We start from the raw sequence: 17404 nt of genomic DNA on the forward strand, positions 1-17404 counted from the left end.
GACTGACGTCGGGACGCACGTTGTTGTGAGGTATGACATCGAGTGCGGAAATCCGTTTCCCCTAGACTCCCCCTGCACGATGTGTCAGGTCGGGCGGCTCATCGGAGAGCCGCCGAAGCTGGACCAGTGACCTAGGGGGACTTCAGCGGTGCTGAAGATACAAACGCAGATCGAGGAGACCGATCCTTCCGTAGCTTCCGCGTGCCTGCTCGCCGACCGGCTCGCGCTCGGCAGCGATGAAATCATCTGCCAATTCAGGCAATCCCTCGACGGCGTGTCCAGCCCGCTGATCTCCACCACGGAGCTGTGGGGAGAGGCGCGGGAACACGCCAGACTTGTCATCCAGGAGTGCGCGGAGGCGCTGCGGGAGAGTGAGCGCCCCTCCGCCGCCAACGCCGCGCTGGGCCTCTCCGTCGGCCTGAGCACGCGCGGACCGCTCCAGTCGGTCCACCCGGCCGACACCCTGCGGTCGTCGGGGCTGCTCTTCCAGATCTGCCTCCAGTACCTGGTGACGGCGGCGGCCGGCCTGCCGCCGGAGCAGTCGTCCGCCTGCCTCGGGCGCGCGGTGGCGGCGCTCAACCACAGCCTGGCCACCTGCTTACAGGTCTCGGCGGCCGGCTACGACGCGTACCTCCTCAAAAAGGTGGAGGAGAGCGCCACGGGCCACCGCCAACGGCTCGCCCGCGACCTGCACGACCGGCTGGGCCAGAGCCTGGCCCTCGCCTACCGCTGCCTGGACCTGCACGACCAGGCCATGGCCGAGGGGTACGGGCCCGCCACCCGCGACCGCCATCTCGGCCGGGTCCGGGGCGCGTTGGACGAGGCGACCGGCTACACGCGCGGGCTCATCTCGGATCTCCGGACGCGCCCCGGCGCGACGGGCCTCGCCGAAGCGCTCCTGGAGTACGCCGAGGCGCACCAGGCGCCCGGGGTCCGGGTGCACATCGAGGTGAACGGCGACGAGTCGTGGGTCCCGGCGGGGCACGCCGAGGAGTTGTTCCTGGTGCTGCGGGAGTTCCTGCGCAACTCCCTGACGCACGCGGCCCCGAGCACGGTGGCGCTGGAGGTCGACGTGGCCCCGCACCGCGTGGACTGTTTCGCGCACGACGACGGAATCGGCTTCGACCAGGCGGCGCCGCCGGCGCGCGACGGGCGGTCGGGGACGGGTCTGCTGTCGATGCGGGAGCGGGTGCAGGCGCTGGGCGGGACGCTGCACCTGACGAGCGCGCCGGGGGTGGGCACCGGGATGCGGCTGTCCCTGCTGCTGCCGGAGCCGGATCCCGCCACCGCGCCGGACGGACGCGGATGACCACGTACAGCATCGTCATCGCGGACGACCACACCCTGCTCAGGGACGCGCTGGCCGAACTGATCCGCGGCGTGGGCGGCTTCGACGTGGCGGCGGCGGTCGGCGACGCGCCGGGCGCCGTCGCCATGGCGGCCGAACACCGCCCCGACGTCCTGCTGATGGACATCGAGATGCCGGGGAACGAGGATCCGGGCCGTACGGTACGGGCGGTCCAGGCCGCCTCGCCCGACACCAAGATCATGGTGCTGACCATGCACGACGACCCCCGGCTGCTCCAGAGCCTGCTGCCCCTCGGCATCCGCGGCTACCTGCACAAGACGGCCACGCACCACTCGCTGGTCGCGGCCCTGCGCGACGCGTGCAGCCAGGACGGCCTGACCGTCTCGCTGCCGCCCCGGCCCAAGTCGGAACCGCAGCCGGCGCCCGAGCCCGCCCACCACACGCTGAGCCCGCGCGAGGTGGAGGTCGTCACGCTGGTGGCGGCGGGGCTCAGCAACCGGGGGGCCGCCACCCAGCTCGGGCTCACCGAGGGCACGATCAAGCGCCATCTGCGGAACATCTTCGCCAAGCTGGGAGCGGTCTCGCGGGTGGACGCGGTCAACAAGGCCGTCGTCGCCGGGCTGATCCCCCCGCCGTCGGCCGCCCCCCGGCGGCTGCGCCCGCCGCTCGGCTGACGTACCCGAGGTCCGAGGGGGCCACCGGGCCCGGCGCCCGGCCCCCTCGGACCGTCCGTCAGTCCTCCTCGGGCAGTTCACCCACCCGGTTCTCCCACTTGGTCGACAGTACGATCGTCGTACGGGTCCGGGAGACGCCCTTCGTGCCGCTCAGCCGGCGGATCGTCCGCTCCAGGCCGTCCACGTCGCTCGCCCGTACCTTGAGCATGTACGAGTCGTCCCCCGCGATGAACCAGCAGTCCTCGATCTCCTGGAGGTCGCGCATCCTGCGGGCCACGTCCTCGTGGTCGGCGGCGTCCGAGAGCGAGATCCCGATCAGCGCGATGACCCCGAGGCCGAGCGAGGCGGAGTCGACCGTGGCGCGGTAGCCGGTGATGACGCCCGCCGCTTCGAGCCGGTTGATGCGGTCGGTGACACTGGGTCCCGACAGTCCTACGAGGCGCCCCAGCTCGGCGTACGAGGCCCGCCCGTTCTCCCTGAGGGCCTGGATGAGCTGCCTGTCCACGGCGTCCATATGCCTGAAGCCTTCCATTGTTCAACGAGCTCACACGGTACGTATAGAATCTAAGGCATAGAAGGCTCGATTCCTACGAATCCGCCAGACTTTCGGCGTTTGACCTTCACTCGGGGGCCGTCTGGCCTTCACTCGGGGCCTGCGGTCGGCTCAGGTGCCGGTCCGCGCGCCGCCGAGTTCACCCTCCCAGCGGCGGTACAGCCGGTGCGGCACCCCCGCCGCGTCGAGCACCCGCCCGGCGACGAAGTCCACCAGGTCCTGGATGTGCCGCGCCCCCGCGTAGAACGCCGGGGACGCCGGAAGGACCACCGCGCCCGCCTCGTCCAGCGCCACCAGATGCCGGAGCGTCTGCCCGCCGAGCGGGGTCTCCCGCACGGCGACCACCAGCGGGCGCCGCTCCTTGAGCGTCACGCTCGCGGCCCGCTGGAGCAGGTCCTTCGACAGGCCGAGCGCCACCCCGGCCACGGACGCCGTGGACGCGGGCACGATCAGCATGCCCTTGGCGGGGTACGACCCCGAGGACGGGCCCGCGGCCAGATCACCGGCGGGCCAGTGGCGTACATCCGCCCCGTACTCCGCCACCCTCTTCGCGAAGGTGTCGGGACCACCGTCCGCGCCGCGCGCCAGCCAGTCGGCGAGATCGCTCTCCCAGTGCGCGTCCCGGAACGCGATCCCCGTCTCGTCCAGCAGCGTCAGCCGCGACGCCCTGCTGATCACCAGGTCCACGCTCTCGCCCGCGTCCAGCAGCCCGCGCAGCACGGCGGCGGCGTACGGCGTCCCCGACGCACCGGAGACCCCGACGATCCACGGGCGCCGGGGCGCCGGTCGCGGGCTGGGGGTGGCTGGGTACGGTCCGGGCTTCACGGAACCGAGCCTATCCGGCACTCTGGTGACGGAACCGACGGCGGTGCCCCATACGTTCCCATGGCGCCGGGACGGGACCGCGATGGGCGCCGGGATGGGGGCTGGGATGACGTATCCGAAGACCGAGGTCACGACGCCGAGCCGCGCGGACCGGGTGAAGGCCGCCGGCGGCGTGATGATCCTCTGGGTGGCGCTGCTCTGGGTGCTCGAAGTGGTGGACACCGCGTCGGGCGGCGCGCTGGACACGTACGGGCTGAGCCCGCGCAGCCCCGGCGAGCTGCGCGACGTCATCCCGATGGCCTTCCTGCACCACGGCTTCGAGCACCTCGCGTCCAACACGGTGCCGCTGCTGGTGCTGGGCTTCCTCGCGGCGCTCGGCGGGATACGGCGCTTCGCCGCCGTGGTCCTGACGATCATGGTGGTGGGCGGCCTCGGCGTGTGGCTGACCGCCGCCGACCACTCGAACACGGTCGGGGCGTCGGGCGTGGTCTTCGGCCTGCTCGGCTACCTGCTGGTGCGCGGGTTCGTGAACCGCAGCGCGGTGGACCTGGTGGTCGGCCTGGTCGTGCTGGCGGTCTACGGCTCGGTGCTGTGGGGCGTCCTGCCGACCGACCCGTCCATCAGCTGGCAGGGCCATCTGTTCGGCCTGATCGGCGGCGTCCTGGCGGCGTTCCTCTTCCGTAGGAAGCGGCCTGTACGGGCGCGGGCGGCGGTCCCGCTCATACCGTGAGGCCACGCACCAACAGGTCGAGCAGGGCGAAGAAGAACAGGCTTATGCCCACAAAACCGTTGACCTGGAAGAACGCGCGGTTGAGGCGCGACAGGTCGTGCGGCTTCACGATCGTGTGCTCGTAGAGGAACGCGCCCGCGACGATGACCAGCCCGGTCCAGAAGAACCCGCCCGCGTCGGTGGCCAGCGCGTACCAGACCAGGAGCCCCAGCGTCACGACGTGCGCGCCGCGCGCGCCGTACAGCGCCGCCGGGATCCCGAAGCGGGCCGGCACGGACAGCACGCCGTGCGCGCGGTCCGCCTGGACGTCCTGGCACGCGAAGATCAGGTCGAAGCCGCCGATCCAGATGCCGACGGCCAGCCCCAGGATCACCGCGTCCCACGACCACTCGCCGGTGATCGCGATCCACGCGCCGATCGGGCCCATCGCCTGGGCGATGCCGAGGATCGCGTGCGGGAAGTTCGTGAACCTCTTCCCGTACGGATAGAGCACCATCGGGACGACCGCGACGGGAGCGAGCGCCAGGCACAGCGGCCCCAGCAGCGCCGCCGCGCCCAGGAAGAAGAAGAGGGCGACGAGCGCCCCGGTCCAGGCGGACCGTACGGACACCGCGCCCGTGACCAGTTCACGGCCGGCGGTCCGCGGATTACGGGCGTCGATCTCGCGGTCGATGATCCGGTTGCACGCCATGGCGAACGTCCGCAGCCCGACCATGGCGACCGTCACCAGCAGCAGCCGCAGCCAGTGGATGTTGCCGTCGAGCTGGGTCATCGCCGTCAGCGCGGCGATGTACGCGAAGGGCAGGGCGAAGACCGAGTGCTCGATCATCACCAGCCGCAGGAACGCCCGCGTCCGGCCGTGGGGCTGCGGCCCGAGGACTCCTTGAACAGCGCTCATGAGAGGCCGTACTCCCTCCACCGGCGGTCGACCTTCGCCGCCGTCTCCGGGTCGGACTCGACCATCTCCGGCCAGCCCCCGTCCCGTGTGTACCCCTCCTCGGGGAGCTTCCGCGTCGCGTCGATCCCGGCCTTGCCGCCCCAGAACTGCTGGTACGAGGAGTGGTCGAGGTGATCGACCGGTCCCTCCACGACGGTCAGGTCGCGCGCGTAGTCGGTGTTGCCCAGCGCCCGCCAGGACACCTCGTGCAGATTGTGGACGTCGCAGTCCGCGTCCACGACCACGATCAGTTTGGTCAGCGACATCATGTGCGCGCCCCAGATCGCGTGCATGACCTTCTGCGCGTGCTTCGGGTACTTCTTGTCGATCGAGACGATCGCGCAGTTGTGGAAACCGCCGGACTCCGGCAGGTGGTAGTCCACGATGTCCGGCACGATGATCTTCAGCAGCGGCAGGAAGAACCGCTCCGTCGCCCGCCCCAGCGGCCCGTCCTCCGTGGGAGGCCGGCCGACGACGATCGACTGGAGCAGCGGACGCTTGCGCATCGTCACGCAGTCGATGGTCAGCGCCGGGAACGGCTCCTGCGGCGTGTAGAAGCCGGTGTGGTCCCCGAACGGGCCCTCCGGCAGGGTCTTCCCGGGCTCCAGCCAGCCCTCGATGACCACCTCGGCCTGGGCCGGGACCTGGAGCGGCACGGTCTTGCAGTCGACCATCTCGATCCGCCGGCCCTGGACGAACCCCGCGAACAGGTACTCGTCGATGTCGCCGGGCAGCGGCGCGGTGGAGGCGTACGTCACGGCGGGCGGACAGCCGAACGCGACGGCCACCGGCAGCCGTTCGCCGCGCCTGGCGGCGACCTGGTAGTGGTTGCGGCTGTCCTTGTGGATCTGCCAGTGCATCCCGATGGTGCGGCGGTCGTGGCGCTGGAGCCGGTAGAGCCCGAGGTTGCGGACGCCGGTCTCGGGGTGCTTGGTGTGCGTCAGCCCGAGGTTGAAGAACGAGCCGCCGTCCTCCGGCCAGGTGAACAGCGCGGGCAGCCGGTCCAGGTCCACGTCGTCCCCGGTGAGGACCACTTCCTGGACGGGCGCGTCCTTCACCTTCTTGGGCGGTACGTGCACCATCGTGCCGAGCTTGCCGAACGCCTCCCGTACGCCGACGAAGCCCTGCGGCAGCTCCGGCTTGAGGAGTCCGCCGATCTTGTCGCTGATCTCGGTGTACGAGGTGAGGCCGAGCGCCTTGAGGAGGCGGCGGTCGGTGCCGTACACGTTCATGGCCAGGGGCATCGAGGAGCCCTTGACGTTCTCGAACAACAGGGCGGGGCCACCGGCCTTGTTCACGCGGTCGACGATCTCCCCGACTTCCAGGTACGGGTCGACCTCTGCCTTGACACGGGTGAGGTCGCCCTCGCGCTCCAGCGCCCTGAGCAGCGAGCGAAGATCGTCATAAGCCATGCCGTCCAGTGTGTCATCCCCGGCTCCGGGACCCGCCGGGGCTTCCCCGTTCTCGCTACTGTGGTCCTGTCACGGAGGCCGCGATCCGGTCTCGATCTTCATGCGCAGGGGGTCCGCCATGCTTAGGGTGCTGATGATTCTGGTGCCGCTGGGCCTCAGCGTCTACGCCTTCATCGACTGCCTCACGACCGATGAACAGGACGTCCGCTACCTGCCCAAGCCGGTCTGGGCGATCCTGGTGCTCCTCTTCCCGCTGGTCGGCTCCCTCTCGTGGCTGATCGCGGGCCGGGACCGCCGGGTGACGGGGGCGGCGGGGCGGCGCGGCGGCTGGGTGGCGCCGGACGACAACCCGGAGTTCCTCAACTCCCTCAAGGACGAGGCGAAGCCGTCCGGCGGGGACGACGACGCGGAGGCCGCCGCGCACCTGGAGCAGTGGGAGGCGGACCTGCGGCGGCGCGAGGAGGAGATCGAGCGCCGCGAGAAGGGCGGCGGCGCCACGGAGGACACGCCGCCGAAGGCCTGAGCCCCCGGGCAGGTCCGGGACACCGGCGGGCACGGGACACGGCCGTTGCGGGATGCTGGCCCGCATGGTGATGAGGCCGGGACAGGCACGGGAATGGCTGGCGACGGCGGTCGCCGAGGCACGCGCGGGGCTCGCGGAGGGCGGCATCCCGATCGGCGCCGCGCTGTACGGCGCGGACGGGGCGCTGCTGGGCCGGGGGCACAACCGCCGCGTCCAGGACGGCGATCCGTCCCTGCACGGGGAGACGGCCGCGTTCCGCGCGGCGGGGCGGCAGCGCTCGTACCGGGGGACGACGATGGTGACCACGCTCTCGCCGTGCTGGTACTGCTCCGGGCTGGTCCGGCAGTTCGGGATCTCCCGGTTGGTGATCGGCGAGGCGCGGACCTTCCACGGCGGGCACGACTGGCTGGCGGAGCACGGGGTGGAGATCGTCCTGCTGGACGATCCGGAGTGCGTCGCGCTGATGCGGGCGTTCGTCGCCGACCGTCCCGGTCTCTGGAACGAGGACATCGGACACGACTGACCCGAACGCTCCCCGTCACCCGGACGCCCCGCCGGACCGGTGGTCCTCGCGGGGCGTCGTACGGTGAACGGGTCGGTCAGACCCCGGCGTAGGAGTGCTTGCCGGTGACGAAGATGTTCACGCCGTAGTAGTTGAACAGCCAGCAGCCGAAGGCGATCAGCGCCAGGTAGGCGGCCTTGCGGCCCTTCCAGCCGGCGGTGGCGCGGGCGTGCAGGTAGCAGGCGTACGCGACCCAGGTGATGAAGGACCAGGTCTCCTTGGGGTCCCAGTTCCAGTAGCGGCCCCAGGCCTCGCCCGCCCAGATCGCGCCCGCGATGATCGTGAACGTCCAGAGCGGGAAGACGGCCGCGTTGACGCGGTACGCGAACTTGTCGAGGCTCCCCGAGGCGGGCAGCCGCTCCATGACGGAGGTGGCGAAGGCGCCGGGCTTGCCGCCGGCGGCGAGCTTGGACTCGTACCGCTCACGGAACAGGTAGAGCAGCGTGGCGACCGCGCCGACGTAGAACACGGCGCCGCAGAAGATCGCCGTCGAGACGTGGATCCACAGCCAGTACGAGTGGAGCGCGGGCACCAGCTGGTCGCTGGCCGTGTAGAGCACGGTGACGGCGAGGCCGAGGTCCAGGAGGACCGTGGTGACCAGCGGCAGCCCGAGCCAGCGGATGTTCTTCTTGAGCACGAGCAGCGTCAGGTACACCGCGACCGCGACGGTCGAGAAGGTGATGTTGAACTCGTACATGTTGCCCCAAGGGGCGCGCTGTACGGAGAGGGCGCGGGCGACCACGCCGGCCGCCTCGACCACGAAGGCGAGGACGGTGAGCGACACGGCGATCCGGCCGTACAGGTCGCCCTGAACGTCGTCGCCGGCCGCGCCGGGGCCGTCGGGCAGGTCGCGGGAGCCGGAGGCCGAGCGCGTGACCACCTGGGGGCGGTCCAGGACGGCGGTGGTACCGCCCTGCGCGGCCTTGGCCTTCACGGCCGGGGCGGCGGAGGCGCCCGCGTCCCCGGTCAGGGCCGAGGCGGTCCTGGCGACCTTGCTCCTGCTGCCGAACAGCCACTCCGCGATGTGCGCGAAGAAGGCCAGCATGTAGACGGCCATGGACGAATAGATCAGCACGTTGCTGGTGTGCGCCAGGCTCTCGTTGGTTGCTGCGGCGGCGAGACTCACTTCTCAACCCCTTCGACTTCGACGGACGCCCGGGCGGTCTTGTCGACCGTCTCTTCGGCGGGATCAGGCTCTTCGGCGGGCTCGGCCGCCGTCGGCGCTTCTGCGTGGAGGATGCCGGCCAGGTCGGCCAGTTCCTCCGGGAGTCTGGCGGACTCGCTGCGGCCGAGGCCCGCCATCTCGACGACGGTGACGCCGTCGGCGCCCCGCACGGCCCGGACCCAGACCCGGCGCCGCTGGATGAAGAGGGAGCCGGCCAGTCCCGCGATCGCGGCGATCGCGCCGGTCAGCGCCCAGCCGTCACCGGGCTGGTGGGTGATCTGGAAGCTGGCCCACTCCTTGATGTCCTTCTCGAAGGTGATCGACCCGGCCCCGTCAGGGAGGTCGAGCTTCTCGCCCGGGAGCAGGGACTTCTTGAGGATGTCCCCCTTGGCGTCCTTGAAGGGCGTCATCTTGGAGGTGTTCAGCTGGTACACGTTCTGCGCCAGCCCCGAGTCGACCCCGAGACTGCCGTGGTACGCCCCCAGGTTGAGGACGGGCAGGTCGAGCGCGGGGAAGCGGGAGAACATCTGCCCGTTGCCCTTCCCCGCGTAGGTCGGCACGAAGAACGCCGCGAAGCCGAGCTGGTCCCTCTTCCCGGCCTTGTCCTTGTAGCCGTTGACGACCTTGATGGCGCCGGTGGACGTGAAGTTGCCGTCGATGGGCAGCAGCGGCACCGCGCCGCTGAAGACCACCTTGTTCGCGCGGTCCCTGACCGTGACGACCGGGGCGTATCCATGGCCGATCAGGAAGACCTTGGAGCCGTCGATCTTCAGCGGTTCGTTGACCCTGACGACCGTCTTGTGCTCCTTGTCACGCGGCCCGCTGGTGTACCGGATCGCCGCCTCGAACGTACGGGGCGTGCCGAGCTGCGGCCCGCTGCGCTCGTACGTCCCGGTGAACCGGTCCAGCGTGAAGCTGAACGGCGCCAGGTCGTCCGTGTTGAAGAGCGAGCCGGACCGGAAGTCGTCGTACTGGGTGAGGGTGTTGGAGAAGCCGTCGCCCTCGACGACCAGCTTGCCGCCGTCGGACTTGAAGAGCTGGCCGGTGGCGAACGCGATCAGCAGCACGATCAGCGCCACGTGGAAGACCAGGTTGCCGGTCTCGCGGAGGTAGCCCTTCTCCGCGGCGACCGCGTCGCCTTCCCCGTACACCCGGAAGCGGCGCCTCTTGAGGAGGGAGAGCGCGGCTTCCCGTACGGCTTCCGGCTCGGCCGCGGTGCGCCAGGTCGTGTACGCGGGCAGCCGGGTGAGGCGCTTGGGCGCGCGCGGCGGGCGGGCGCGCAGCTGGCCGACGAACTGCCAGGTGCGCGGGATGATGCAGCCGATGAGAGAGACGAACAGCAGGATGTAGATCGCGGAGAACCACACCGAGCTGTAGACGTGGAAGAGCTGGAGCTGGTCGTAGACCGGCGAGACGACGGTGTGCTTCGCCTTGAAGTCCTGGACCTTGAGCTCGTCCACGTTGGTCTGCGGGATCAGCGAGCCGGGGATGGCGCCGAGGGAGAGCAGGAAGAGCAGGATCAGCGCGACGCGCATGGAGGTGAGCTGGCGCCAGAACCAGCGCGCCCAGCCGAGGACGCTGAGGGTGGGGCCGGTGAGCAGGGACTCCTCGCGGGGGGCCGTGGAGAGCTGGGAGCCGGCGGCGCCCAGTTCCCGTACGTCACGGGCGTCGCGCGCCTCGGCTGCGTCACGGGCGTCACGTGCCTCGGCGGACCGCTCCGCTTCCTTCGTGCTCTCGGACGTTGTCGTGCTGCCGGTCTCTGACTCTGTCGTGCTCATGGACTAGATCCCCACCGTGAAGCCGTTGGACCAACCCTGCATCTCCTGCACGATGCCGTCCCACGCGCCGGTCACCAGCAGCAGCCCGGTCGCGATCATCATGCCGCCGCCGATCCGCGTCACCCAGGTGTAGTGCTTCTTGATCCACCCGAACGCGCCCAGCGCCTTGCGGAAGGCCACGGCGGCGAGGACGAACGGCAGACCGAGGCCCAGGCAGTACGCGACGGTCAGTATGGCCCCCCGGCCCGCGGTCCCCTGGTCGAACGCGAGGAACTGCACGGAGCCGAGGATCGGGCCCATGCAGGGCGTCCAGCCGATCCCGAAGAGCGCGCCCAGCACCGGGGCGCCGGCGAGGCCGGCCACCGGACGCCGGTGGAAGCGGAACTCACGCTGGGTGAGCCAGGGCATCAGCCCCAGGAAGAACACGCCCATCAGGATCATCAGCACGCCGAGGATCCTGGACAGGACGCCGCGCTGGGCCTGGAGTTCCGAGCCGAAGTAGCCGAAGAAGGCGCCGCCGGAGACGAAGACCGCGCTGAACCCCGCGACGAAGAGCGCCGACCCGGCGACCATCCTGCCGCGTCTGGCCTCCGCCAGGTCGGTGCCGCTGATGCCGGTCACGTACGACAGGTAGCCGGGCACCAGGGGCAGCACGCAGGGCGAGAAGAAGGAGACCAGACCGCCCAGCACCGCCAGCGGGAACGCGAGCAGCAGCGCTCCCGTGACGATGGTGTCGTTCGAGTCCGTCACCGCGGCGAGAAACTGCACAGGATCACTTCTCCGCAATCAGCGGGTCGATCAGCTTGCGCAACTGCTCCTCGTCCACGGCCTTGAGCGAGCGGGCCGCGATCTTCCCGTTCCGGTCGAGGACGATCGTGGAGGGGATGGCCTGGGGGTTGAGGCTGCCCTTGGGGAACCCGTACACGAGCAGCTTGCCCGCGGGGTCGTACAGGCTCGGGTAGGTGATGCCGAAGTCCTGCTCGAACTTGACGGCGGGCTGCTTCTCCAGGTCGCGGGTGTTTATCCCGACGAAGGCCACGCCCCGGCCCGCCAGCTCCTTGGAGACCTTGGCGAAGTGCGGCGCCTCGGCGAGGCACGGGCCGCACCACGAGCCCCAGACGTTGAGGACGACGACCTTGCCCTTGTAGTCCGCGACGTCGAGCTTCTTGCCCTCCAGGGTCTCGCCCGAGAGGTCGTTGACGGACCGGCGGTCGGCCTTGGCGACGGTGGAGATGCCGCCGGTGTTCGACACAAAACCGGTCTGCCCGCCCCCTCCGGACTTTCCGCCGCCCCCGCACGCGGAGAGCGTCAGCGCGCCCGCGGCGACGGCGACCGGCAGGAGGGCGCGGAGTCGGCGGCCCGGGCTGCTTCGAGGAGCGCGGCCAAAGTTCATGTGAAAAGTTTCGCATGGGCGTTTCGGGGGATCTTGCGCACCCCCCTGGGTGACCGCACTGCCCGTAAGGCCCGTTGTCAAGCCGTCTTAAAGAAAGCGTTCCACCCGCCGTCCGGCGCCTGGCCGACGTCCAGCGAACGGAGCTTGGCGAGTACGGCCGGGTCCTGCGCGTCGATCCAGTCGGTGAACTGGCGGAACGAGACCAGCCGTACGTCCTTCTTGCCGGCCATCTCCTTGAGCGCCTCTTCCACGGCGTCCATGTAGATTCCGCCGTTCCACTGTTCGAAGTGGTTGCCTATGAAGAACGGGGCGCGATTCGTTTTGTACGCGCGCTTGAACCCGTTGAGGTAGGCGCCTTTGGCCTGCTCACGCCAACGCGGGTAGTTCTCGGGCATCCCCTTGGTTGAATTCACCGACTGGTTGGCGAGCATGTTGTAGTCCATGGACAGGACTTCGAAACCGTGTCCGGGGAACGGGACGCCCTGGAGCGGGAAATCCCACAGCCCGCCCTTTTTATCCGGCCATTTCTGGGTGCCGCCCGGCGAGCTGGCGTCGTACCGCCACCCCAGTTTGCGCGCGGTCGGCAGCAACCGCTCCTGGCCGAGGAGACAGGGTGTACGGCCGCCGGTCAATTCCTCGCGGTAGTCGAAGGGCAGCGGATCGAGATCGGTCCAGCCGCTGTTCGTACGCCACTCCGTGACGAACGACACGGCCTGTTCGACCTCGCTGTGCCACTGGGCGGGGGTCCAGCGGTCCACCGTGCCGTGGCCGGCGCAGAAATGTCCGTTGAAATGGGTGCCTATCTCATGCCCTTCGAGCCAGGCGCGGCGGACGTTCTTGAGCGTTTCCCTGATGTGGCCGTCGGTGAGATAGCCGATGTCGGAGGCGCCGGTGGCGTTGTTGGGCGGGCGGTAGAGCGTCTTCTTCGACTCGGGCAGCAGGTAGATCCCGGAGAGGAAGAAGGTCATGGCCGCGCCGTGGTCCTTGGCGAGGTCGAGGAAGCGGGGGAACAGGCCGTTGCCGACCTCGCCCGCCCCGTCCCAGGAGAAGACCACGAACTGCGGCGGGGTCTGGCCGGGCTCCAGCGGGACCGGGGCGGGGGGCTGGTGCGGCTGTTTTCCCGTGTCGGACGTGGAACCGTCGCCTATGAGCCGGACCTCTTTGGCGAGAGGCTTGGCGGAGGCCTTCCCGCTCCCGCTCCGGCCCCCGCCCTTCCCGTCCGCCGTGCCCGTGCCCGTACGCGGTGGACGCGCGTCGCTCGGGCCGTCGGAAGAGGTCCCGCAGCCGGCGATCCCGATCGCCGCCGCGGCTCCGATTCCCGCCCCCAGCAGTCCCCTTCGGCTGATGTCGCGCATACCGTCCCCATCCGCGCTCGCACGTCCCGTGAGCCGCTCAGGCAGGTTTTACAAGCGGCAACCCATGAGATGTCGTACCGAACGCGGAGGTTCCAGGACTTGTCATCTTTTAACAAAAGCAGACACAGGGAGACCAGAGACAGGGAGGGCGGACGCGGAGGAGACGCCTACGCGCCGAAGGCTTTGGTCCCGCCCTTGACCGGCTTGGCGCCGGCGAGGAGATGCGCCGGTACGAGATCGCGCGCCGGCTCCGAATAGCCGACGGAGACGATCTTGTCGCCCTGGAAGGTGAAGCTCGTCAGGGAGGCGAGGGTGCACTGCCTGCGCCGCGGGTCGTGCCACAGCCTGCGGTGTTCGACGAAGCTCCGGACGATCCAGATCGGCAGCTGGTGGCTGACGCAGACCGCCTCGTGGCCCCGGGCCGCGTCGCGCGCCGCGGTGAGCGCGCCCATCATCCGTACGACCTGGTCGACGTACGGCTCGCCCCAGGACGGCCGGAAGGGGTTGGTGAGGTGCTTCCAGTTGGCGGGCTTGCGCAGGGCGCCGTCGCCGACACCGAACGTCTTGCCCTCGAAGACGTTCCTCGCCTCGATCAGCCGGTCGTCGGTGTCGAGGGTCAGCCCGTGGCTCTTGGCGATCGGGGCCGCGGTCTCCTGGGCACGCTCCAGCGGGGACGCCACGACGTGAGTGATGTCACGCGCGGCAAGGTGCTCGGCGACCCGGTCGGCCATCTGCCGGCCCAGCTCGGAGAGGTGGAACCCGTCGCGGCGGCCGTAGAGCACGCCGTCGGGGTTGTGGACCTCGCCGTGCCGCATGAGGTGGACGACGGTCATTTCGCTGGGGTCGCTCATGCGGTGCTCTCCGTTGCTTCTACGGCTTGGGCGGCGGCGCGGGCCGCGGCCGGCAGGGCGGCGGCGATCCGCTCGATCGCGCGGTCGTCGTGGGCGGTGGACACGAACCAGGACTCGAAGGACGACGGCGGCAGGTAGACGCCGTCGGCGAGCAGGGAGTGGAAGAAGGGGGTGAAGCGGAAGGACTGCTGGCGCTTGGCGCCGTCGTAGTCGTGGACCTCGTCGGCGGTGAAGAAGACGGAGAACATGTTGCTCGCGCTCTGCACGCGGTGGGCGACGCCCTCCTTGCTGAGCGCCTCGCCGACGAGGCCCTGGATCTCGGCGGAGACCCGGTCGACGGTGTCGTACGCCGCGTCGTCCAGCAGCCGCAGCTGCGCGAGCCCGGCGGCGGTGGCGACGGGGTTCCCGGAGAGCGTGCCCGCCTGGTAGACGGGGCCCACGGGGGCGAGGTGGCCCATGATGTCGGCGCGGCCGCCGAACGCGGCGGCCGGGAACCCGCCGCCCATGACCTTGCCGAAGGTCATCAGGTCGGGCGCGACGCCGTCGATGCCGTACCAGCCGGCCTTGGAGGTACGGAAGCCGGTCATCACCTCGTCGGAGATGTAGAGGGCGCCGTCGGCGGCGCAGATCTCCTTGAGCCCGGCGTTGAAGCCGGGGCGGGGCGGGACGACGCCCATGTTGCCGGGCGAGGCCTCGGTGATCACGCAGGCGATCTGGCCGGGGTGCGCGGCGAAGGCCTGGCGCACGGCGTCGAGATCGTTGTACGGCAGGACGATCGTGTCGCCGGCCTGGGCACCGGTGACGCCGGGGGTGTCGGGCAGCCCGAGGGTGGCGACGCCGGACCCGGCGGCGGCCAGCAGGGCGTCCACGTGCCCGTGGTAGCAGCCGGCGAACTTGACGATCTTCGCCCGCCCGGTGAAGCCGCGGGCGAGGCGGATCGCGGACATGGTCGCCTCGGTCCCCGACGACACGAGCCGGACCTGCTCGACGGGCGCCACGCGGGCCACGATCTCCTCGGCGAGCGCGACCTCGCCCTCCCCCGGCGTACCGAAGGAGGTGCCGCGGGCGACCGCGGCCTGGACCGCTTCGACGACCTCTGGGCGTGAATGACCGAGAATCATCGGCCCCCAAGAACATACGAGGTCGACATATTCACGGCCGTCCGCATCGATCAGGTATGGACCGTTACCGGACACCATGAACCGGGGCGTACCGCCCACGGCCCGGAAGGCCCGGACGGGGGAGTTCACGCCGCCGGGCGTCACGAGGGCCGCACGGTCGAAAAGCGTCTGCGAAACTGGGGCGTCATAGGGGAAGCTCACGCAATCCATGGTGTCAGAGCCTCGGACGTTCTTGCGGACAGGTGTTTCACCGCACGCGCGTGGGGGAGGTCACTGTCACGATGATCGGGTTGCGCGGCCGGGGCTGCGAGTGGTCGGGTGGAGATATGCATCGCGGTGGCGGACTGGGCGAGGGAACCGATGATCTCGGTCCGGAGCCTGCCCGGCGTGGTAAGCACCGGCGACGCGAGCGCGAGGCGCGCGAGCAGATTCCGGAAAGCAGGAGTGGTGGCCGGGTGGGGGTGACCTACAAATATTTCGGCGCACCCGACGGGGCGACGGCTGCCCGTGTCCCGATTTCCATGCGTCCGGAGGAATTGGGCGGCGATGAACTCGGCATGGGCGGCATGTTCTCGAAGGTCAAGCCGGAGACGATAGCCGCGATGGTCCTGACGGGCATACAGGGCATGCCCCTGAACAAGGTGCCCCCACTCGAACTGGTCGTCCTGCACCCGGACTACGCGGTGGTGAAACTCCCCATGACGGTGGTGGACCCGCTCCGCGACATCGGCGAGGAATCCGTGGGCGCGGCGGCTTTCATCTGGTCCACGGTCCCGGACCGAGGCGGCCCGAGGGACGCGTTCAACGTCTACCAACTCCTGCACGAATGGCAGGACTTCAGCCACCGCCTCCACGAGGCGGGCCACCAGCCGTACTGCCTGGTGTGGCCCTGACCCGGCGTCGCGGGGCAGGGGCCCGGACAGTGGACAACTTGACTGCCGTCAGTTGGGGCCGGACGGCCGCAGGGTAGGCAGGTTTCCGTCGGGACCGCTTTCCGCCGACGTCGACCGACTGCGGGGTGCTCGACGCGGTCCGCTTGCTGGCACTGCGCGGGCGCCCGCAAGTTCCTCAGCGCCTAGAGTGCGTGGCCGGAACGCGACGCCGACCTGGTGATCGGCGTCGCGGGCAACCCCTTCGTGTATTGCTCCGTCACACGCGCGTACTGCCGCCACCAATCGTCCATGTAGCCCGTGCGGGACAGCGCCTGCTCTGAGAGCGCTCGCACGCACCAGTGCTCGGCAGTCCTGCTGTTGCCGATCTGTGGCGAGTGCGGCGAACAGAGGGTGCGCCAGAGTCTCGCGGGCTGCGTAGCCGTCTTCGGAGTCCTTCGTCCTGCGCTGAAGTTCCTTGACGATGTGCTGCGCCGCGGTCTCCTCGGGGGAGCCGATCGCATCAAGGACGGTAAGGCCGAGCCGAATGTCGAAGACAGTCATCCCGGGTTCAGCCGTCCGCTCGGAGTAGGCCCTCACCAGGTCGGCCAGGTGGTCCTGGACCGACTGACCGGCGGCGCGGCGGCATAACACGGTCAGGCATGCTGCGACGGCTTGTTCCCACGGATCACCAGGTGTCGTATCGGCAAGGAGAACTGCGGCTCCCGCCGTGTCACCCCTGACGAGAGCGGCGAGCACAGCAACCTGGCGCCCGTCGAGCATCCGGCTGCCTACACCGCGGTGAGCCTCGATGTGTGTGAGGGCTTCGGCCCAGCGTCCCTCGGTCGTGAGAGTGCGTGTGCCGTCGGCCAAGAGCACGCGCCATAGCCACGCCCGGACCTCCTGCCGATCCTCGTCGGTCGCAGTGAGGTCCGCCGGAATCGCGACTCCCTCGAACCGAACCGTTGAGCCCGTTTTGACGGCCTCGTACAGGTCGAGCAGTCGCCGACGGCCGTCATCTCCACGGCCTGCGCGGATCTGGAGGCGGGCGAGGTTGACCACCGGTTCCAGCCCTCGGATCGCGCTCATGGCGGGCAGGGGGCAGGCGTGGAGGTAGGCGGCAGCGTGCCGGTGGCACAACTCGCGTGCGAGGTCGGGCAGGCCGATGTCGGAGGCGATGAGTGCCGCCTGGTTGTAGACGGCCGACGCCAGGCCCTGGTCGGTCTTCCTCACCGCGGCGTCCGCCAGGTCGACGAGCGCGCTCACACGCTTGGGGAGAGGCAGGCAGGCGGGCCGGAATCGGGCGACGAGCGGGAAGTGTTGGGCGATGCGTCCGTGCGGGTCCAT

At 70.0% G+C, this 17404-nt stretch carries 18 protein-coding genes; 6 read left to right on the top strand and 12 right to left on the bottom strand.

Annotated elements, in window-relative coordinates:
* The first annotated feature begins 148 nt into the window (after positions 1-148).
* Positions 149-1309 (top strand): sensor histidine kinase, encoded by a 1161-nt coding sequence (locus tag ACIODU_RS22195; RefSeq protein ID WP_401769592.1) that lies wholly within the window; start codon positions 149-151, stop codon positions 1307-1309.
* Entirely contained in the window at positions 1306-1983 is a 678-nt protein-coding gene (locus ACIODU_RS22200; RefSeq protein ID WP_356425748.1) for a response regulator transcription factor, read from the top strand. Before ACIODU_RS22195 ends, ACIODU_RS22200 begins: the two co-directional genes overlap by 4 nt.
* Positions 1984-2041: 58 nt before the next feature.
* Here ACIODU_RS22200 and ACIODU_RS22205 read toward each other — a convergent pair whose 3' ends face one another.
* Both ACIODU_RS22205 and ACIODU_RS22210 read right to left on the bottom strand, forming a co-directional pair.
* A complete protein-coding gene (locus ACIODU_RS22205) occupies positions 2042-2497 on the bottom strand; it encodes an Lrp/AsnC family transcriptional regulator (protein WP_161310788.1) in 456 nt (151 codons plus the stop codon).
* 150 nt (positions 2498-2647) lie between these two features.
* Positions 2648-3361 (bottom strand): UbiX family flavin prenyltransferase, encoded by a 714-nt coding sequence (locus tag ACIODU_RS22210; protein WP_401769593.1) that lies wholly within the window; start codon positions 3359-3361, stop codon positions 2648-2650.
* Positions 3362-3455: 94 nt separating this feature from the next.
* Here ACIODU_RS22210 and ACIODU_RS22215 point away from each other — a divergent pair, with 94 nt between their 5' ends.
* Positions 3456-4091, top strand: a complete 636-nt coding sequence (locus ACIODU_RS22215) for a rhomboid family intramembrane serine protease (RefSeq protein ID WP_401769594.1) — start codon at positions 3456-3458, stop codon at positions 4089-4091.
* Here ACIODU_RS22215 and mqnP read toward each other — a convergent pair.
* Positions 4081-4989, bottom strand: a complete 909-nt coding sequence (gene mqnP, locus ACIODU_RS22220; RefSeq protein WP_356425739.1) for a menaquinone biosynthesis prenyltransferase MqnP — start codon at positions 4987-4989, stop codon at positions 4081-4083. The two genes, ACIODU_RS22215 and mqnP, sit on opposite strands and share 11 nt — an antisense overlap.
* Positions 4986-6440 carry a menaquinone biosynthesis decarboxylase gene (locus tag ACIODU_RS22225; RefSeq protein WP_356425736.1) on the bottom strand — a complete coding sequence of 485 codons (1455 nt, stop codon included), beginning with the start codon at positions 6438-6440 and terminating at the stop codon, positions 4986-4988. The genes mqnP and ACIODU_RS22225 overlap by 4 nt, the downstream gene beginning before the upstream one ends.
* Positions 6441-6558: 118 nt before the next feature.
* Between ACIODU_RS22225 and ACIODU_RS22230 the strand changes: the two genes are divergently transcribed.
* Positions 6559-6963: a PLD nuclease N-terminal domain-containing protein gene (locus ACIODU_RS22230; protein ID WP_356425733.1), complete on the top strand. Its 405-nt coding sequence runs from the start codon at positions 6559-6561 to the stop codon at positions 6961-6963.
* A 70-nt stretch (positions 6964-7033) separates the two neighbouring features.
* Entirely contained in the window at positions 7034-7486 is a 453-nt protein-coding gene (locus ACIODU_RS22235; RefSeq protein WP_356425978.1) for a nucleoside deaminase, read from the top strand.
* 76 nt (positions 7487-7562) lie between these two features.
* Here ACIODU_RS22235 and ccsB read toward each other — a convergent pair whose 3' ends face one another.
* From ccsB to hemL, 7 genes are all read right to left on the bottom strand, one after another.
* The gene (gene ccsB, locus ACIODU_RS22240) at positions 7563-8651 is read right to left on the bottom strand and encodes a c-type cytochrome biogenesis protein CcsB (protein WP_401769595.1); all 1089 of its coding nucleotides are present in this window, start codon (positions 8649-8651) and stop codon (positions 7563-7565) included.
* A complete protein-coding gene (locus tag ACIODU_RS22245; protein ID WP_401769596.1) occupies positions 8648-10468 on the bottom strand; it encodes a cytochrome c biogenesis protein ResB in 1821 nt (606 codons plus the stop codon). Before ACIODU_RS22245 ends, ccsB begins: the two co-directional genes overlap by 4 nt.
* Before the next feature lie 3 nt (positions 10469-10471).
* Entirely contained in the window at positions 10472-11236 is a 765-nt protein-coding gene (locus ACIODU_RS22250; RefSeq protein WP_356425725.1) for a cytochrome c biogenesis protein CcdA, read from the bottom strand.
* Positions 11237-11240: 4 nt separating this feature from the next.
* On the bottom strand, positions 11241-11861 hold the full coding sequence (locus tag ACIODU_RS22255; protein ID WP_356425722.1) for a TlpA disulfide reductase family protein: 621 nt from the start codon (positions 11859-11861) through the stop codon (positions 11241-11243).
* Positions 11862-11938: 77 nt separating this feature from the next.
* Complete coding sequence (locus tag ACIODU_RS22260; RefSeq protein WP_401769597.1) at positions 11939-13216, bottom strand: hypothetical protein; 1278 nt, start codon at positions 13214-13216, stop codon at positions 11939-11941.
* A gap of 167 nt (positions 13217-13383) precedes the next feature.
* Entirely contained in the window at positions 13384-14067 is a 684-nt protein-coding gene (locus ACIODU_RS22265; protein WP_356425716.1) for a histidine phosphatase family protein, read from the bottom strand.
* On the bottom strand, positions 14064-15398 hold the full coding sequence (gene hemL / locus ACIODU_RS22270) for a glutamate-1-semialdehyde 2,1-aminomutase (RefSeq protein ID WP_401769598.1): 1335 nt from the start codon (positions 15396-15398) through the stop codon (positions 14064-14066). The genes ACIODU_RS22265 and hemL overlap by 4 nt, the downstream gene beginning before the upstream one ends.
* 116 nt (positions 15399-15514) lie before the next feature.
* Here hemL and ACIODU_RS22275 point away from each other — a divergent pair, with 116 nt between their 5' ends.
* A complete protein-coding gene (locus ACIODU_RS22275; RefSeq protein ID WP_161308980.1) occupies positions 15515-16081 on the top strand; it encodes a hypothetical protein in 567 nt (188 codons plus the stop codon).
* A 48-nt stretch (positions 16082-16129) separates the two neighbouring features.
* Here ACIODU_RS22275 and ACIODU_RS22280 read toward each other — a convergent pair whose 3' ends face one another.
* A complete protein-coding gene (locus tag ACIODU_RS22280; RefSeq protein ID WP_401769644.1) occupies positions 16130-17404 on the bottom strand; it encodes a hypothetical protein in 1275 nt (424 codons plus the stop codon).

It is taken from the genome of Streptomyces sp. NPDC088261, from assembly GCF_044740805.1.
In the GTDB taxonomy this organism is placed as follows: domain Bacteria; phylum Actinomycetota; class Actinomycetes; order Streptomycetales; family Streptomycetaceae; genus Streptomyces.